The sequence below is a fragment of the Streptomyces sp. NBC_01176 genome (genome assembly GCF_045039825.1).
Lineage (GTDB): Bacteria > Actinomycetota > Actinomycetes > Streptomycetales > Streptomycetaceae > Streptomyces.
Window position 1 is genome coordinate 478041 of record NZ_CP108600.1, and the last position, 19092, is coordinate 497132.

Here is a 19092-nt window from a genome sequence, read left to right on the forward strand (position 1 = left end):
GCTCCCGGGCGGGGAGCAGCTGCGAGGGGTCTCCGACGGCCGCCAGGGCCTTGCTCACTGGATGCAACACCCGGTCCATCCTTGTGCCGTGACGGCACATCCGGGATGCCCGGAGTGCGGCGCGGCGCGGCGCGCCACCCGGACGGGCTAGGGGGTGGCCCGCCGCGTGGCCGCACCGGGTGCGGCCGTCAGGGCAGTGGCTCTTCGGTCCACACCGTCTTGCCGTCCTCTGTGTAGCGGGTGCCCCAGCGGTCGGTGAGGGCGGCGACGATGAGCAGACCTCGGCCGTCCTCGTCCTGGATGCGGGCGTGTCGGAGATGGGGGGCGGTCGTGGCCCCGTCGGAGACTTCGAGCGTCAGCGACTGGTCCCGGATCAGCCGCACCGTGGCCGTGCCGGTGGCGTGGCGGATGACATTGGTGACGAGTTCGCTGACGACCATCTCCGCCGTGAACGCGTGCGAGTCCAGTCCCCAGCGCTCCAGTTGTCCGCGGACCCGGTGCCGGCAGTCGGCGACGGACGAGGCCTCCGGGGGAAACCGCCACGAGGCGACCTGGTCGCGGGCGAGGCGGTGGGTGCGAATCGCGAGCAGGGCGACTCCGTCCGGCGGCGGTTCGCGCAGCAGGCTGTACACGATGGCGTCGCAGGTGGCCTTGGGGTCGGCGGTCGGACGGGCACTGATCTCCCGCAGCCGGGAGAGCCGTTCGTCGGCCTGCGGGCCGGTGCCCAGCAGCGAGGGGGAATAGAGCGTGAGCAGGCTCTCCGGCGCGAGAGGGATGTCGACGCTTTCGTAGCTGGCGTGGTTTCCCAGGGGCGGTCCGACGATCTGCTCGAGGGTCTCCGGGGTCGCGCCCGCCGTCGGGGTGATCAGCGGCGGGGGCCAGCCGGCGCTGGCCATGGTGAGGTGTCCGTCCACGGGGTCGTAGACGGCGTACTGGCAGCTCGCGTGAGCCGCCCCGCAGGACTGGGGTGAGGACCCCTCGCGGGCGATGCGCTGGGCGGCGTCGTCCAGGTGGGCCAGCAGCTCGTCGGGAGGCAGGTCCAGCACGGCGAGCGTCGACACGGCCGTACGCAGTCTCCCCACGGTGGCCGCCGCGGCCAGCCCCTGATCGGGGATCTGGCCGATGGCGAGACCGATACGGGCACTGGACAGTTCGATGACGTCGAACCAGAGGGCCTGACCGGTTCCCGGGAGGTGGAAGTGGCACGTGCTGACCGCGGAGACCGTCGGCAGCACCCTGGGCAGCAGGCTGCGCTGAAGCGTGATGGCGAGGGTGTGCTCACGGACGTAGCGGCGGGCGTTCTCGATGTGGATGGCCGCGTTGTTGGCCAACTCGGCTGCCAGCGGGACATCGTCGGTCGTGAAGGGTTCCGGGTGCCGGGGGCCGCGGTAGAAACAGGCGAGTCCCAGGACCCGGCCATGGACGGCCAGCGGCGCGATGATCATCGAGTGGATGCCGGCGCGTAGCAGCGCGCCGGCTCGCGCGCCGTCGTGCATCAGCCAGTCGGACGGTGTGGAGTGCGGGTCGACCAGGCGCGGCGCGAGGTCGGCGAGCACCTGCGTGTAGGGGGTGGGGTACACGAATCGGCTGGGTTCGCCGACCGCGTACACGCCCCTCATCTGGGCGACTCCCTCGAACGCCGCCCGGCGCAGGGGTACATCGGCGTCGACGGGTGGCTCGGGAGGTTCGTCCCCCCGCAACACGGAGTCGAGCAGGTCGACGGAGGCGACGTCCGCGAAGTCCCTGACGGCGACCTCGGCGAGTTCCTGGGCGGTGCGGGTGGCGTCGAGAGTGGTCCCGATCCTCCCGCGAGCCAGGGCGAGAAGGTCCGCTGCCGCCTGCGTCCGGGCCCGCTCGGTGACGTCGTGGATGACGGTGGCGATGCCGACGGGGTCGTGGCAGACCCCGTGGAGAAGGTACGCGGTCACGTGGTACGTGTGCGCGCCGCCCTTGCGGTCGTGTCCCCGGATCTCTCGACTGAGCGCCGGCAGACAGCCGGTGAGGACCTGGTCGAGGAGCGGGGTGAGGGGAAGACCGGGGCCGAGGTCCGCCACCGGTCGGTCGACGACCTGATCGGCGGGCAGACCACGCAGCGCCAGGGCGGCGGGGTTGGATCTCAGCACGGTGAGGCCCAGGTCGTATATCTCGAGACCCGCGACGGACTCGTCGAAGACGGAACCGATCGTGTCCTCGGGCCTGTGCCGGACGAGCCACACGTGGATGTCGCCGTCGTCCGTGTCGCGTCCCACCTCGAGGTTGAAGGGCAAGTCCGAGTCGGGTCCGAGCAGCCGGCCGAGGAGTTGTCCCGCGGAGCTGCCTTCGGCGTCGGAGGCCGCGATTCCCGTCGCCTCGGCGGCCGCCCGCGTCCAGTCGGTGACGCCGCCTTCCTCGGTGAGCGTGAACCACGTCTCGTGCGCCTGCATGCCCGCCTCCTCCAGCTCCCCAGGGCAGACAGTCCGTTGTGAACGGCTTCCGCGTGGCCGGGAAGAGGGCCGGCCCTCTTCCCCTGGCGACACGACTCCTTGAGGGCCGCAGGACGATTACCTTCCAGAATGCCGCCGGGGGACGACACCGGCAACTCAGTCACCCGCCGTCCGCCCCGGCGACAGGCCTCCGCCCCGCGACGCACCGCTTCCGACGCCGCGCGCTGATGCACCGGGGATCACGGGACTGCCCTTAGATTGAGCGCATCGAGGCTGTGGCGGAGCAAATTCCGACGAGGCCGTGTGAGGAGCGTGGACGTGGACTGTGCAGGGCTGCGCCTGTCTCCGCCATGGCTCCCTCCGTCACTGTCCTGGCTCCGTGCGCCTCTGTCATGGCTGCACCCCTCGCCGTCATGGCGTTGAGACCGAGCGCGCCCGGCGAGCAGGGGTGGCCGGGACACGCGCGGGCGGCTCAGTTTCTGCTGACGCTGGCGAGCGGCGCCGTCAACGCCGTCAGTTTCCTCGCGCTGGGCGGGGTGTTCACGAGCGTCATGACGGCCAATTCCGCGCTGCTGGGGCTGGCCCTCGGCAATGGGCACCTCTCGCTGGCCAACCTCGCGGCTCTCGCCATCGCGGCGTATCTGGTGGGTGCTGCCGCGGGGAGCTGGATCACGGCCGCGACGGGCCGCGTACCGCTCGCCGGGGTGACCGGCGCCCTGCTGGCGGAGAGTCTGCTGCTGTGGGCGGTTTTCGCCTCCTGGCTGTTCCTGGACGGTGCGCCGGGGACGACGGCCCGTGGGGTGCTGCTCGCCGTGGGCGCCGTGTCGATGGGCTGCCAGAGCGGCAGCGTCCGAGTGGTGGCCGGCAGCAGTGTGACGACGGCCTACATCACCGGCGCCCTGACGGGGCTCGTGGCTCAGGCAACGGTCGAAAGGAAGCTGCAGCGGCACAACGCGCTGGTCATCCTGCTGCTGCCGGTCGGTGCCGCGGTGGGTGGTGCGGCGGTGCGCTGGGCCCCTCTCCTCGCGCCGGCGGTTCCTGCCGTTCTGGTGACGGCCGCCCTGTTGGCGACCGTGGTGCGGCGGCGGTCGGCGCCCGACGACGGACCGCTCCCCGACGCGTGATTCCGTGGCTTCCGACGCGCGACGGTCACGGAGGACCGGCCCGTCCGGTCACGCAAGGACAATCAGGACACGCACCCATAGCATGAAATATCGGAGCCTGCGGAGTCCGCCCTTTCCACCTATTGCAGGGTGATGGATATGACTGCCTCGGATGTGAACGAGTCGGCGCCTGCCGAACACGAGGAACCACCCCGGACGCCCGACGGCGGCATGGGCCCGAGCACGGACAAGAAGCCGTCGCAGGTGCACTACCACCACCCCGCGGCCGGATGGGGCGCCGCCAAGAGCGTCACCCACGTCCTCGTGAAGGAAAGAGCCCTGGTCGACGGGCCACGCGCGATCTTCAGGATGAACCACGAGAACACCGGTTTCGATTGTCCGGGGTGTGCCTGGCCCGACGACACCAAGGGGCTCAGGCTCGACATCTGCGAGAACGGCATCAAGCACGTCACCTGGGAGATGACCCCGAAGCGGGTCGGCGCGGACTTCTTCGCGGCCCACACGGTCTCGGAGCTTTCCACCTGGACGGACTTCGCGCTGGAGGACCAGGGGCGCCTCACCGAGCCCCTCGTCTACGACGCCGCCGTCGACCGCTACGTCCCCATCGACTGGCAGGAGGCCTTCGACCTGGTCGGCGGCGAACTGCGCGCCCTGGACAGTCCGAACCAGGCAGCCTTCTACACCTCCGGCCGGCTGGGCAACGAGGCCACCTTCCTGTACCAGCTCATGGCCCGCGAATTCGGCACCAACAACCTGCCCGACTGCTCGAACATGTGCCACGAAGCCTCCGGCCGCGCTCTGCAGGCCGCCCTCGGCACCGGCAAGGGAACCGCCGACCTCAAGGACTGGGAGGCCGCGGACGCCTTGTTCATCATGGGCGTCAACGCCGCCTCCAACGCCCCTCGCATGCTGACCGCGCTGGCCGAGGCCTACCGCCGCGGTGCGCAGATCGTTCACATCAATCCGCTGGTGGAAGCGGCCGCCACGCGCACCATCGTGCCGCACGACATCACGGACATGGCCCTGTTCAAGTCGACGCGGACGAGCACGCTCAACCTTCAGGTCCGCGCGGGCGGCGACATGGCTCTGATGCGAGGCATCGCCAAGGCCGTGCTGGAGGAGTCCGAGCACGATCCCAAGGCCCTGGACCGCGAGTTCATCGACCGTCACACCCATGGCTTCGACGCGTACCGGGCCGTGTGCGAGGCCACGCCGTGGGAGGAACTGGAGCTCCAGTCCGGGCTGACCCGCGCCGAGATCCTCAAGGCGGCGGACGTCTACTCCCGCGCCGACCGCACCCTGATCAGCTGGTGCCTGGGCGTCTCCCAGCACGAACACGGCGTCGACACCATCCGCGAGATCGTCAACGTGCTGCTGTTGAGGGGCAATCTGGGTCGTGAAGGTGCCGGCCCCTCCCCCGTGCGCGGCCACAGCAACGTCCAGGGCAACCGGACATGCGGGATCGACCACCGGCCCACCGAGGCGTTCCTCCGGCGCCTCGACGACGTCTGCGGGATCGACGCGCCGCGTCCGCACGGCATGGACACGGTCGCCACGGTGGCGGGCATGCACGCGGGGAAGGTGAAGGTGCTCGTCGGCATGGGAGGCAACTTCGCCCTGGCCGCCCCGGACACCGCCTACACCGCCGAAGGCCTCGCTCGCTGCGCCCTCACCGTGCACGTCAGCACCAAACTCAACCGCAGCCACCTCGTCCACGGCAAGAAGGCCCTCATCCTGCCGTGCCTGGGCCGCACCGAGAAGGACCACCAGCGCCACGGCGTGCAGGCCACCTCGGTCGAGGACTCGATGAGCATGGTGCACCTTTCGCTGGGCATGAAGCGGCCCGCCTCACCCGACCTGTTGTCCGAACCGGCGATCATCGCCGGCATGGCCCGCGCCACCCTCCCGGACAGCAGCACACCGTGGGAGCACTACATCGAGGACTACGACCGCATCCGCGACACCATGGCCAAGGTGCTGGACGGCTTCGAGGACTTCAACCGCCGAGTGCGGCTTCCCCTGGGCTTCCGCATCCGCCAGCCCGCCCGCGAACTCGTCTTCCTGACCCCCACCGGACGCGCCGAGTTCTCGGCGGCCCCGCTGACCGACGTCGTCCCCCAGGACGGCACCCTGATCCTGCAGACCATGCGCTCCCACGACCAGTGGAACACCACGATCTACTCCGACGACGACCGCTACCGGGGCATCAAGAACCTGCGCACGCTGGTCTTCATGAACCGGGCCGACATGCGCGCCCGGCACATCAAGGACGGAAGCCTCGTCGACATCACCGCGACGGCCAAGGACGGATCCCGTCGCACGCTCCGCCAGTACCACGCCCTTCCCTACGACGTGCCCCGGAGTTGCGCGGCCGGGTACATGCCGGAGATGAACGCGCTCATCGGGGCGAGCGACTACAGCATCCAGAGCGACCAGCCGTTGATGAAGAGCCTCAAGGTGACGATCTCGCCGAGCCGGACGACCTGAGGCCGACCTGAGGCCCGCCGTGCCGACCATGAGTCGGCACGCCGGCACACCCCGGTGACGTGAAGGCCACCTAGCGATGGTTCGCACGGCGGCCTGTGCGGTGGCTTGGGCGGTGGCGCCGCCCCAGGGAGGTGGTGACCCTGGTGCGGCGCCGTCGCCCGTCATCCGCCCTTGCGGCCGGTGGTGGGCATCATCCGCTCGACGACCGCCACCGTCACCACGGCGTAGGCGAGGTGCGGGACGATGTCGGAGACCCAGTCGACGAGTGACCAGGTACGGGGGTCGGTGACCCGCAGAACCGTCATGGGGCCGTTGGTACCGACGAGGGCTCCGGCGGCGGCCACCGCATAGTGGGTCGCAAGGGCCGGGCGCCATCCGGCGGCACGGGCGACGCCGAGGAGCGCCCCCATGCCGAGTCCCGCGGCGTAGCCGGTCAGCGGGCCGAGACCGGCCACCCGGTTGTCCTGCTTCTCGCCCTCACCCGGGATCGGGACGTGCAGCCTCTGCGAGAGCCTGCGCACGGTCACCTCCGGCGTGGAACTGGCGGGTCGCCCGCGCAGCGCCATGTCGCAGTAACTCACGGTGTCGAGCACCGTGGTGCCCGCGGCGCCGGCCGCGGCGCCGTACATCAGTCCGCGTGTCAGGCTCGTCATGGTGGACCTTTCGCCGGGCCCGATGAGGGAGAGGACACTCTTCCGACCCCCCGGTATCCCATTCAACACCCATACCCCGTTCACCACCCGTGGCGACGAAGAGCGTCGCTCACGGGCGACAGGGGCTCGGCCGTCGACGCGGGACAGGTGGCCCGAGTCGCCCACCGCCGGTCGCCGGACTAACGTTTACCCGTGAAATCGGGCGAGAGGGGCGTCCTTCGATGGTGACCGTAAGTGATGCCTTCTACGGCATTCTCCGGCAGCACGGGGTGAGCGCGGTCTTCGGCAACCCCGGCTCCAACGAACTGTCCTTCCTGACGGGCCTGCCGGACGACATTCCCTATTACCTCGCTCTGCAGGAGGGCGCCGCCATCGGCATGGCCGACGCCTATGCCCAGGCCTCGGGCACGACGGGCTTCGTGAATCTGCACGCGGCGTCGGGTACGGGCAACGCCATGGGCGGACTGACGAACACCGCCGCCTGTCACACGCCTGTCGTCGTGATGGCGGGTCAGCAGGCGCGCAGATACGTGCCGTTGGACGCCATGCTGACCAACACGGACGCGACCAAGCTGTGCGACCCGCTGGTGAAGTGGTCGGGAGAGCCTCTGCGGCCGGAGGACGGGCCGGTCCTGTTGTCGCGCGCCCTGATGATCGCGAACAGCGCCCCGCGCGGCCCCGTCTATCTCTCGGTGCCGCTGGACGACTGGGACAAGGATGCCGACGAGGCCGCCGTCCGGCACCTTCTGCGGCGGAAGGTCTCCTTGCCCCCGGTGGTGCGGCAGGCCGCCCTCGACGAGTGGGTCGACGCGCTGCGTGGGGCCGGGAATCCGGCCATGGTGCTCGGCCCCGGCGCCGACACCGAGGAGGGTTTCGCCGCCGCGGTGACCCTCGCCGAACGGGCCCGTCTCCCGGTGTACATCGCTCCGAGCCCGCCCAGGTCGCCCTTCCCGACACGGCACCCGTGCTACCAGGGACAGCTCCCTTCGGCGGTCGGAGATCTCGCCGAGGTGCTGGCAGGGCACGACGTGATCGTCTCGTTCGGAGCGCCGATCTTCCGCTACCACGCCCCGAGCAGTGCCGACTTCCTGAAACCCGGAGGTCGTCTGTACGGCGTCACGGACGATCCGGACGAAGCCGCGCGGGCCCCCTTCGGAGATCTCGTCGTGGGTGACCCGGCGGAGGCGCTCGCACGGCTGGCCGCCGCCGTCGGTGAGACGGACCGGCCTCGGCCCGCCGCCCGCCGGCCGGCCGAAGTGAGCACGTCGGGACCGAGGTTCGAGGCCGGGGCGATCCTCGACGCGGTGGACCGCGGCAAGAGCGACGACACCATGATCGCGCTGGAGTGGACCTCCGCCGACATGATCCGCGACCGGCTGACCATCGCCCGCTCCCGTTCGGTCTTCTACCCCGCTTCCGGAGGTCTCGGCTGGGGGCTTCCGGCGGCGGTGGGACTGGGGCTCGGCTGCCCCGACCGTCCGGTCCTCGCGCTCATCGGAGACGGCGCGATGGAGTACACGACGTCCGCGCTGTGGAGCGCGGTGCGCTACCGCGTGCCGGTGACCTTCGTCGTCTGCAACAACACCAAGTACCGCGCTCTGCAGGAGTTCTCGCATCTGCTGCATGTGCCCGAGGGCCCCTATCTGGACATCGACGGCATCGACGTGGTCCGGATCGCGCAGGGCTACGGCGTCGCGGCCCACCGTGCCGAAAGCCTCGACGACGTGACGGAGTTCGTGGAGACGGGCCGGCACGAGCAGATGCCCCGGCTGATCGAGGTTCCGCAGAAATAGCCCGGCGGCCGCAGGTTCCCGACCGGACGGCACCCGTGCGCGGCACGCCGGTGCGGCGGCAGACCTCACTGGTGGACGGTTGCCGTCTGTTCATCCCGCGTTCCCCCCTGCGGGGCGTGCGGCGGCGTCCTGAAGGGCAGAGCAGGCGCAACCGCGCGAAGCCGGACGGCGTTCCGTGACTCCGCGCGCCGGGGCACACCGAGGAGCCGTGACAGCGGCAGGGGGGCGGACAGATGGAGTTCACGAGAAGCGGACGGCTGCGCGCGAACGGAAGACGCCGGACCGGATGGGGGCTCGCCGTCGGGGCCGGGGCGATCGTGTGGGCGGTCCTGGCGAACGGCCAGGGCCGTGACTCGGCCTACCTCCTCATGGCCTTGGCCGCCCTGGGCGTCCTCACCGGGATCCGGGAACTGCGCCGCGCGGCACACCCGTTCAGCCTGCGCGTCGACGAACGGGGCATCACGCTGGTCGACGGAGGCCTCGGCTGGGGACAGATCGAGGGCGTGGCCCTGCACTACAGGGCGGCTGACCACGTGGACGGTGACGATGGCACCACCGCTCCGCCGCCGCCGCACCTCCACGTCTTTCCCACTGACGGCGCGGAACTGCCGGGCCTGCGGGCATCCTTCACCGGCGGCCGGCGCGTCTACGACGTGGCCGACGCCGCCGAACTCGACCAGGACCTGGGCGAGTTGATCGAGGCCTTGACCCGGTACGCGGGCCCGCGCTTCGAAGGAGCCCCGCACGGGCTGCGCCGGGCGGTGGCACCCGGGCCCGTGACGTTGCAGACCGCCGGCTTCGGGCCGCTGACCGACGCGGCCGGGTTCCCGCGGGCCGCGGAGGTCCCCGCCGTGGCGGCTCGTACGTTCACCGCACGTCACAACTCCGGCGCGCGGCTGCTGCTGGCGCTCGCCCTCGCGGTCGCCGGGACGGCCGCGACGATCCCGCTGTTCACCGGCCATCTCCCCTGGGGACCCGAACCGGCCGCCGCGCTCGCGCCGTTGGGAGCGACGCTGGGATGGTGTCTGAGCGTGCTGTCCTTCCGCAGGTGGGCGCGGCCCCTGCGGCTGCGGATCGGACCGGACGGCCTGGCCGTACAGAACTTCGCCGCCCTCGAGGTGGCGATCGGCTGGGACCAGGTGGTGGCTGTCACCGTGGCCCGCAGACCGGGCGTGACCGAGAAACATCTGTGGCTGTTGCTGTGGCCGGTCCCCGGCCACAGCATCGACCTGCCCCACGACATCGCCGACGGCCACCGGACCTACCCCCTGGTCGAGTTGCGCCGGCTGCGCGACAGCGACGAGGTGGAGCGGACGGCACGCTGTTTCGCGGGCTCGCGCTACGCGGAACCGGCCTGACGCAGCCTGCCCGGCGCGCACCCACCGCGCCGTCCGCCCCGCGATCCGCCCCGCCCGCGACCGACCGGGGGACGCGCCACCATCCCGCGGGCGCCCGTTAGGGTTCCTGTGTGCCGACGTACAGCATTGGCCAGGCCGCGCGCCTGCTGAGGGTGAGTCCGGAGACCGTGCGCCGCTGGGCGGACGGGGGCCGGCTGCCCATGGGCAGGGACGGGTCGGGGAACCGGGTGATCGACGGTGTGGGGCTCGCGCGGTTCGCCCAGCGGCGTGCTGCGGAGGACGAACGCGCGGAGGTCGTCGGGCCGCCCACATCCGTGCGCAACGCCTTGACGGGCATCGTCACCGGACTCACGGTCGACGACGTCGTGGCACAGGTCGAGATCCAGGCAGGCCCGCACCGCGTGGTGTCGCTCGTGACCCGGGAGGCGGTCGAGGAACTCGATCTCGCGGTCGGCGTGACGGTCACCGCGCGCGTGCCTTCGACGAGCGTGCAGGTCGATCGCGCGTAGCGGGATCCGGGAGATCCGTACGGCAGAGCAGGGCGGCCCGCAGGTCGAGCCGGTCGTAGAGGCGGGACAGGTCTCGGCCGGTGAAGTGCTCGATGCGCCCGATGCGGTAGTGGACGCTGTTGACGTGCAGGTGCATGGCCTCGGCCGTACGCGCCCAGGAGCCGTCGCAGGCGAGGAAGGTCTCCAGGGTCTGCAGGAGGGCGGCGAAGGAGGCGTTCCGGGTGTCGAGGAGTGGCCCCAGGACGGTGCGGCTGTAGGCGGTGCGGACATCCGCGGGTATGCCGGTCAGCAGCGTGTCGAGCCCGGTGAGGCTCGCGATGTCGGTCAGGGCCGAGGTGTCCGGCTTCGTGGTGCGGGCGGAGCCCAGCGCGTAGCGCGCCTCGGCCAGAGCCCCGGTCAGGTCCCGCGGCCCGACGGCGGGTGATCCGATCCCGCCATGCACCGGCGTGGACGGTTCGCAGGCTGCGACGAGCGGCCAGCTCTCCTTGAGGGGGGCGGTCGCGGCCGCGGGGACGACCGCGAAGGCCGTGCCGTCGGGCAGCCGCCCGACGGCGACGGGGCCCGTCGTCGCGTGGGCGACTGCCTCCGCCAACGCCCCCTCCGCGAGTCCTTCCCGCCCCGCACCCGTGCCCGCGACGACGACGCCGTACGGGCCCTCGGCCGACAGGCCGCACGTGCGCAGCGCGCCTTCCACCGCCGCAGTCCCGGCTCCGGCATCGGCCCCAGCGAGCAGCGCGCCGAGTTCGTCCGCGACCTGGTGCTCGGCGGCCCGGCGCCGCGCCCGCGACTCCTGACAGCGGCCCAGGATCGCGGCGATCTCGTGCAGCATCCGGGGCGGCGCGTCGTCGGGGCCGGGCAGGTGGAGGTGCCAACGCCCGTACGGGGAGACGGCGTCGGCCTCGACCGGCACCGTGACGCCGGGCCCCTCCGACATCAGCGCGACGGCTTCGTGCGCCGGGACCGGCACGGCTCCCTCGGTCGCCGCGACGGTGCGTCCGGCGGGGGTGAAGACGTACGCGGTGCTCCGGCCGAGATGCGCCAGGGCGGTCGCGAGGATCAGGTCCGGACCGGCGTCCTGGGCGACCAGGCGGCTCAGCCGGACCCGTACGGTCTCGGGCAGCGCGTGGTGGCGGCTCAGCTCGCCCCACTGCCGCAGGTACACCGTGTCGGTGATGGCACGGAACATGATGTGGACCGGGACCGCGGCCACCGGCACCCCGTGTCGGGCGCAGGCCTCCACGAGGTCGTCGGGGACGGAGCCGTGTGTCTCCTCGCCGGCCAGGAGCACGGCGGCGCCCGCGGTCTTCAGCGCGGCGACGAAACGCTCGGCCCGGCCCTGTCCGTCTTCCGGTGACCACCAGACCAGCCCGCTGAGCACGGCCTCGCCCCGCCGCACGAAACGGGCGGGATCCTCGAGGTCGGTCGCGGTCACTCCGCTGATCTCCTGCCTCAGCAGCGGGTCATCGGCCCACAACAGGCGCAGGCCGAGGGACTCGTCCTGCAGGAGGTGTTCGACGTGCATGCGCTCTGGCTCCTCGTACGGCCACCGGGCGACACGGGACTGCCGTCTGGCATCTCACATTCACCAGGTGGTTGTGAGTGATCGCATCGTAAATGCCAGATGATACGAGGGATACGCCTCTTGGTTGATCCTCCATGGAACGCGCCGGAAAAGTCGGTGTTTCCGTGTGGTGAACCAGTCGTCCAGGACACCCGCGCGTTGCTTCACTGCGGGTATGGACCTGAACACGGTGGTGGAGATCAGGGACGCACGGCTTCCCGCGCCCTGGCGGCCGGGTGACGCCTGGCTCGGCGGTGGGACGTACCTGTTCTCCGAGCCGCAGCCGCACCTGCGGCGGCTGGTGGACCTGAGCCGGACCGGTTGGACGCCGGTGCGAGCGCACCCGGACGGCTCGCTGGAGATCGCCGCCACCTGCACCATCGCCCGGCTCTCCCGGTTCGGGAAGGGCCTGACGGCGGGGGCGGCGCCGCTGTTCGAGCAGTGCTGCCGGGCGTTCCTCGCCTCGTTCAAGGTCTGGAACATGGCCACTGTCGGCGGCAATCTCTGCAACGCCCTCCCCGCGGGCCCGATGATCTCGCTCACGGCGGCGCTCGACGGGGAGTGTCTGCTGCTCGCCCAGGACGGCGTACGCCGCCGGGTGCGCGTCGCCGACTTCGTGACGGGCGCCGGGCGCAAGGACCTCGGCGAGGGCGAGCTGTTGCGCTCCGTCACCCTGCCCGCCAGAGCGCTGGGCTGTCGTACGGCGTTCCGTCAGGCGTCGCTGTACGGGCTCGGCCGCTCGGGTGTGCTCGTCATCGGCACCCTCGATCCCGTCGACCACTCGATGACGCTGACCGTCACCGCGTCGACCGTACGACCGGTCCGCCTGTGGTTCCCGCTGCCACCGGGCGCGGCGGACCTGCGGGCGGCCATCGGCTCCGCCGTCGCCGACGGCGAGTGGTTCGACGACATCCACGGACTGCCCGCGTGGCGGCGGCACATGACGTTCCGGCTTGCCGAGGAGATCCGCCGCGAGCTGGGGCTGGAGGCACGATGAGTGAGGGAACCTTCGGGGTCGAGGTGAACGGCCGGTCGTTCTCGGACCGCCCCCGCCCGGGGCAGTGTCTGCGCACGTATCTGCGTGAACGCGGCTGGTTCGGCGTGAAGAAGGGCTGCGACGCGGGCGACTGCGGAGCGTGCACGGTGCACGTGGACGGCGAGCCGGTGCACAGTTGCCTCTACCCCGCCTTCCGGGCCGAGGGCCGTGCGGTCACCACCGTGGAGGGCCTGGCCTCGGAGGACGGCGAACTCCATCCCGTGCAGCAAAGGTTCCTGGACGCGCAGGGCTTCCAGTGCGGTTTCTGCACGGCCGGTTTCCTGATGACGACGGCGGCCCTCGACGACGAGCAACTCGGCGACCTGCCAAGGGCGTTCAAGGGAAACCTGTGCCGCTGTACCGGCTACCGGGCCATTGAGGACGCGGTGCGGGGCGTGTGTCACACCGAAGCGCCGTCCGCCGGTGAGTCGGTGGGCCGCAACCTGCCCGCGCCGGCCGGTCCCCAGGTCGTCACGGGCACCGCCCGCTACACCTTCGACATCGACGTGCCCGGTCTGCTCCACATGAAGCTGCTGCGCTCTCCGCACGCCCACGCCCGCATCGTCGCCGTCGACACGGCCGCCGCCCTGCGGGTGCCGGGCGTGCACGTCGTCCTCACCCATCACGACGCGCCGGAACGGCACTTCTCCACCGCGCGTCACGAACATCCCGAGGAGGACCCGGACGACACCCGCGTCCTGGACGACACCGTCCGGTACGTCGGCCAGCGCGTCGCGGCCGTGGTCGCGGACAGCGAGGCCGCCGCGGAAGAGGGCTGCCGCCGGATCGAGGTGACGTACGAGGTGCTGCCCGCCGTTCTCGACCCGGAGGAGGCGATGCGGCCGGGAGCTCCGGTCGTGCACGACAAGGACGCGGTCACGGCCCGCATCTCCCGCCCGCGCGACAACGTCGTCGGCGAGGCGCACGGTGAGATCGGCGACGTCGAGGCGGGGTTCGCGGCGGCCGACGCCGTGTACGAGGACACCTACCGCACCCAGCGCGTGCAGCACGCCAGCCTGGAGACGCACGGTGCGGTCGCCTGGTTCGACGAGGACGACCGGCTGACCGTACGCACCAGTTCACAGACCCCGTTCCTGACCCGGCGGGCGCTGTGCGCCCTCTACGACCTTCCCCCGGAGCGGGTGCGGGTCGTCGCGGGCCGGGTCGGCGGCGGCTTCGGCGGCAAGCAGGAGATGCTGGTCGAGGACATCGTGGCGCTGGCCGTACTGCGGCTGCGGCGCCCGGTGAAGCTGGAGTACACGCGTGCCGAGCAGTTCTACGGCGCCACCACCCGGCACCCCTTCACGATCCACGTCAAGGCGGGCGCCCGCCGCGACGGGACGCTGACCGCACTCCAGTTGCGCGTGGTCTCCAACACGGGTGCGTACGGAAACCACGGGCCGGCGGTGATGTTCCACAGCGTCGGCGAGTCGCTGGCCGTCTACCGCGCCCCGCACAAGAAGGTGGACGCCTTCTCCGTCTACACGCACACCGTCCCGGCGGGCGCCTTCCGTGGCTACGGGCTCGGACAGGTGATGTTCGCGATGGAATCCGCACTCGACGAGCTGGCACGCCGACTCGGCCTGGATCCACTGGAGTTCAGGGCACAGAACGTCATCGGCCCCGGGGAGTCGATGCTCTCCCCCGGCGGCGAGGAGGAGGACCTGCACATCGCCAGCTACGGCCTCGACCGTTGCGTCGACATCGTCCGTCGGGCCCAGGCCGAACCCGTCACGCAGGCTGTTCCGGACGGCTGGCTGGTCGGTGAGGGCGCGGCGCTCGCGATGATCGCCACGGGGCCGCCCGGCGGACACCTCGCCGACGCGCGGGCCTCGCTGCTGCCCGACGGGACCTTCGATCTGGCGGTGGGTACCGCGGAGTTCGGCAACGGGACGACGACCGTGCACCGGCAGATCGCGGCGGGCGAACTCGTCACCACCGTCGACCGGATCACCGTCCGCCAGTCCGACACGGACGTCGTGCGTCATGACACGGGCGCCTTCGCCTCCACCGGCACCGTGGTCGCGGGCAAGGCCACCCTGCGCGCCTCCCGCGCCCTCGCCGACCAGCTGCTGGACTTCACCGCCGCGCACCTGCGCGTACCGCGCGCCGAGTGCGCGCTCGCGGAGGAGGCGGTCGCGCACCCCGGCGGGCTGCTGTCGCTCAAGGAGCTGTACGCGGCCGCCCGGGCGGTCGGTGTCGCTCTCACCGCGGACGGCCATTTCGGCGGCACCCCGCGCTCGGTCGCCTTCAACGCGCAGTGGTTCCGGCTCGCCGTCGACCCGGGCACCGGTGAGATCCGCATCCTGCGCAGTGTGCACGCGGCCGACGCGGGCAAGGTCATGAACCCGATGCAGTGCCGCGGTCAGGTGGAGGGCGGGGTGGCGCAGGCACTGGGTGCGACACTCTTCGAGAACGTGCGTGTCGACGCGCGCGGAGAGGTCGAGACGGCCGCGTTCCGCCGCTACCGCCTCCCCCAGTACGCCGACATCCCGCGCACCGAGGTGCACTTCATGGAGACCTCGGACGCCATCGGCCCGCTGGGCGCCAAGTCGATGAGCGAGAGCCCCTTCAACCCGGTCGCCCCGGCCTTCGCCAACGCCCTGCGGGACGCGACCGGCCTCCGTTTCACGGACCTTCCGCTCACCCGCGACCGGGTCTGGCTGGCCCTCCGTGACGCGGGATTGACGGATCGTCAAGACGCCTAAAGGAACGGGGGGTTGCCACCTCTCCCGCTTGTGTTCATCTTCTGCACCCAGGGGAGGGTGCCGAAGGACGCCTTCTCGCACTCTCTGTCACGACAGGACCCGCGAGCGGCCGAGCGGGCGGCTTCGGGGGCGTCGTCATCGCCTTCAACCTCTGATCGCGGCCCTCCCGGTCGCCCGGCCGCGCCGGGCACGTCCGGGCAGCTCATCCCGTACGGGCCGGGCCGCCGGCGTCCCGCGCGTCGTCGGAGTCTGTGAAGAAGACGCGTCCAAGGGGTTGCCCGCGCATTGCCTCATGACTTAAATCAAAGCCTGAACTAAGCAGCCCAGTAAGCCATTTCGTCTCCTCCGGGTCCCCTCGGCCGCAGCACGGATCTCGGCACGGAGGTCACCCTGGCGTGCCCCGTCACTGGTCGTGCACGGCCTCGGGAGGACCGCACGACCCGTCCCCTCCTTCGAACGGAGTGAACGCATGAGACTCAGATCCTTGGGGATCGCGCTCGCCGCAGCGGCGGCGCTCATCACCCTCCCCGCCCATTCGCCCGCTGCCGCGGCAGAGACGCCCCTCTCCCAAGGCAGGACCGCCACCTCCTCGTCCGACGAGAACGCCGGGACGCCCGCCGCGAACGCCGTCGACGGCAACACCGGGACCCGCTGGTCCTCGGCCGCCTCCGACACGCAGTGGCTGCAGGTCGACCTCGGAACAGCCGCCAACCTCAGCAAGGTCGTCCTCAACTGGGAGACGGCCTACGGCAAGGACTACAAGATCCAGGTCTCCGACAACGGGAGTTCCTGGACCGACATCAAGTCCGTCACCGGCGGCGACGGCGGCACCGACACCCTCGACGTGGCCGGCCACGGCCGCTACGTCCGGATGAGCGGCGTCACCCGGGCCACTCAGTACGGCTACTCGCTCTGGGAGTTCCAGGTCTTCGGCACCAGCGACACCGGCACTCCCCCGTCGGGGAACTGCAGCACCGCCAACGCCGCCAAGGGCAAGCCCGCCACCGCGTCGTCCACCGAGAACGCGGGCACCCCGGCCTCGAGCGCCTTCGACGACAACACCGGAACCCGGTGGTCGAGCCAGGCGTCCGACCCGCAGTGGGTCCAGGTGGACCTGGGCTCGGTCCAGGACATCTGCAAGGTCGACCTCAACTGGGAGGCCGCCTACGGCAAGGAGTTCACTATCCAGTCCTCGGTCAACGGCCAGGACTGGACGACTCTGAAGTCCGTCACCAACGGGACCGGCGGCACGGCCTCCTACGACGTCACCGGCTCGGGCCGCTACGTCCGCATCAACGGAACGGTCCGCGGCACCGCCTACGGCTACTCGCTCTGGGAGGTCGCCGTCCACACGGGCTCCACCGGCACTCCGCCGGTCGAGGGCGGCGGGGACCTCGGTCCCAACGTCATCGTCGTGGATCCCAGCACCCCCAATCTGCAGGCCAAGTTCGACCAGGTCTTCGCCCAGCAGGAGTCCAGCCAGTTCGGCTCCGGCCGCTACCAGTTCCTGCTGAAGCCGGGCACGTACAACGGCATCAACGCGCAACTCGGCTTCTACACCTCGATCTCCGGGCTCGGGCTCAACCCCGACGACACGCAGATCAACGGTGACATCACCGTGGACGCCGGCTGGTTCAACGGAAACGCCACGCAGAATTTCTGGCGCTCCGCGGAGAACCTGGCGATCAAGCCGGTCAACGGCACCGACCGCTGGGCCGTCGCACAGGCGGCGCCGTTCCGCCGGATCCACGTCCAGGGCGGGCTCAACCTCGCCCCGAACGGCTACGGCTGGGCGTCCGGCGGCTACATCGCGGACTCGAAGATCGACGGCACGGTCGGCCCCTACTCGCAGCAGCAGTGGTACACCCGTGACAGCTCGGTCGGCGGCTGGACGAACGGCGTCTGGAACATGACCTTCTCCGGTGTCCAGGGCGCGCCGGCGACCAACTTCGACAGTGGCCCGTACACCACTCTGGACAACACGCCGGTCTCCCGCGAGAAGCCGTTCCTCTACCTGGACGGCAGCACCTACAAGGTGTTCGTGCCCGGCAAGCGGACCAACGCCCGCGGTGTGTCCTGGCCCGCCAACGCCGGCGGCACCTCGCTGCCCCTGGACCAGTTCTACGTCGTCAAGCCCGGCGCGACCGCCGCGACCATCAACACGGCGCTCGCCCAGGGCCTCAACCTCCTCTTCACGCCCGGCGTGTACCACCTCGACCAGACCATCAACGTGACCCGCGCCAACACCGTCGTGCTCGGGCTGGGACTTGCCACCATCGTTCCCGACAACGGGGTCGACGCCATGCACGTCGCCGACGTCGACGGCGTCCGGCTGGCCGGGTTCCTCATCGACGCGGGCTCCACCAGGTCCGACACGCTGCTGCAGATCGGTCCGGCGGGCAGCTCGGCCGACCACGCCGCCAACCCGACCACCATGCAGGACGTGTTCGTCCGCATCGGCGGCGCCGGACCCGGTCTGGCCACCAACTCCGTGGTGGTCAACAGTGACGACGCCATCATCGACCACACCTGGCTCTGGCGTGCCGACCACGGCACCGGGGTCGGCTGGGAGACGAACCGGGCCGACTACGGTCTGGTGGTGAACGGCGACGACGTCCTCACCACCGGTCTGTTCGTCGAGCACTTCAACAAGTACGACGTGCTCTGGAACGGCGAACGCGGCCGGACGATCTTCTTCCAGAACGAGAAGGCCTACGACGTGCCGAACGCCGCGGCCGTCACCCATGACGGCATCGTCGGCTACGCCGCCTACAAGGTCGCGGACACGGTCAACGTCCACGAGGCCTGGGGTCTGGGCAGCTACTGCAACTTCACCTCCGATCCGACGATCGTCCAGCAACACGGCTTCCAGGTCCCCGTCAAGACAGGCATCAAGATGCACGACATCCTGGTGATCTCGCTCGGCGGCAAGGGTCAGTACGCCCACGTCATCAACAACACGGGCGCACCCACCTCGGGGACGGACACCGTCCCGTCCAAGATCACTCTGTTCCCCTGACGAACCGTCGGGGCCGCTGAACACCTGACCGCAGGCCCGTGGTCCGCCCTGGTGGCGGGCCACGGGCTCGTGGTGTTCACGGGGGCCGGACCGCCGGCACCGGCCAGGGCCATGGTCTGGCGCTCACGCGCGGTGACGCCGTCGAGTCACACCGGACTGGGCAGTGGTGCGGGGGTCGGCCCGCACTGCCACCGCCTCGCACACGAGGACATGGCGACGACGGCCACCTCCTGTCGTCGGACCTCCCGCTGCCCGGCCAGGAGGGTTCCAGGCCCCGGGCCGCGCCGGCCCGCGCCTACGGCGTCCCGGCCGGCCTGGGGTACCTGCCGGTGCTCACCGCACCGGCCGCCGCACGATCGCTCGCGCGGACGTCACCGCCGTCCGGAGCGGATCCGTGCGAGGGGTGGCGTCCAGGTGCTCG

11 protein-coding genes are annotated in these 19092 nt (G+C 71.0%); 8 read left to right on the top strand and 3 right to left on the bottom strand.

What is annotated here, in order from left to right; all coding sequences use genetic code 11:
- Positions 1-188: 188 nt before the first annotated feature.
- Positions 189-2423, bottom strand: coding sequence for a SpoIIE family protein phosphatase (locus OG199_RS01730; RefSeq protein ID WP_356802749.1), 2235 nt, complete (start codon positions 2421-2423; stop codon positions 189-191).
- A 392-nt stretch (positions 2424-2815) separates the two neighbouring features.
- Between OG199_RS01730 and OG199_RS01735 the strand changes: the two genes are divergently transcribed.
- Together OG199_RS01735 and OG199_RS01740 are read left to right on the top strand one after the other, a co-directional pair.
- Positions 2816-3547: a DUF1275 family protein gene (locus tag OG199_RS01735; RefSeq protein WP_401804838.1), complete on the top strand. Its 732-nt coding sequence runs from the start codon at positions 2816-2818 to the stop codon at positions 3545-3547.
- Positions 3548-3685: 138 nt separating this feature from the next.
- Positions 3686-6034, top strand: a complete 2349-nt coding sequence (locus OG199_RS01740) for an FdhF/YdeP family oxidoreductase (RefSeq protein WP_405827462.1) — start codon at positions 3686-3688, stop codon at positions 6032-6034.
- A 161-nt stretch (positions 6035-6195) separates the two neighbouring features.
- On the opposite strand, the gene OG199_RS01745 is transcribed toward OG199_RS01740, so the two are convergent.
- Positions 6196-6687: a hypothetical protein gene (locus tag OG199_RS01745; protein WP_356802743.1), complete on the bottom strand. Its 492-nt coding sequence runs from the start codon at positions 6685-6687 to the stop codon at positions 6196-6198.
- Positions 6688-6908: 221 nt separating this feature from the next.
- Between OG199_RS01745 and mdlC the strand changes: the two genes are divergently transcribed.
- From mdlC to OG199_RS01760, 3 genes are all read left to right on the top strand, one after another.
- On the top strand, positions 6909-8480 hold the full coding sequence (gene mdlC / locus OG199_RS01750) for a benzoylformate decarboxylase (RefSeq protein ID WP_405827464.1): 1572 nt from the start codon (positions 6909-6911) through the stop codon (positions 8478-8480).
- Positions 8481-8713: 233 nt separating this feature from the next.
- Positions 8714-9838, top strand: a complete 1125-nt coding sequence (locus OG199_RS01755; protein ID WP_405827466.1) for a hypothetical protein — start codon at positions 8714-8716, stop codon at positions 9836-9838.
- A gap of 110 nt (positions 9839-9948) precedes the next feature.
- Entirely contained in the window at positions 9949-10347 is a 399-nt protein-coding gene (locus OG199_RS01760) for a molybdopterin-binding protein (protein WP_168532912.1), read from the top strand.
- Here the strand turns inward: OG199_RS01760 and OG199_RS01765 are convergent.
- Entirely contained in the window at positions 10301-11869 is a 1569-nt protein-coding gene (locus OG199_RS01765; RefSeq protein ID WP_405827469.1) for a helix-turn-helix domain-containing protein, read from the bottom strand. The genes OG199_RS01760 and OG199_RS01765 overlap by 47 nt on opposite strands.
- Positions 11870-12083: 214 nt before the next feature.
- Here OG199_RS01765 and OG199_RS01770 point away from each other — a divergent pair, with 214 nt between their 5' ends.
- From OG199_RS01770 to OG199_RS01780, 3 genes are all read left to right on the top strand, one after another.
- Complete coding sequence (locus OG199_RS01770; RefSeq protein ID WP_405827471.1) at positions 12084-12905, top strand: FAD binding domain-containing protein; 822 nt, start codon at positions 12084-12086, stop codon at positions 12903-12905.
- Positions 12902-15652: a molybdopterin-dependent oxidoreductase gene (locus OG199_RS01775; protein WP_405827473.1), complete on the top strand. Its 2751-nt coding sequence runs from the start codon at positions 12902-12904 to the stop codon at positions 15650-15652. The genes OG199_RS01770 and OG199_RS01775 overlap by 4 nt, the downstream gene beginning before the upstream one ends.
- Positions 15653-16121: 469 nt before the next feature.
- On the top strand, positions 16122-18671 hold the full coding sequence (locus tag OG199_RS01780; RefSeq protein WP_401804820.1) for a discoidin domain-containing protein: 2550 nt from the start codon (positions 16122-16124) through the stop codon (positions 18669-18671).
- The last annotated feature ends 421 nt before the right edge of the window (positions 18672-19092 follow it).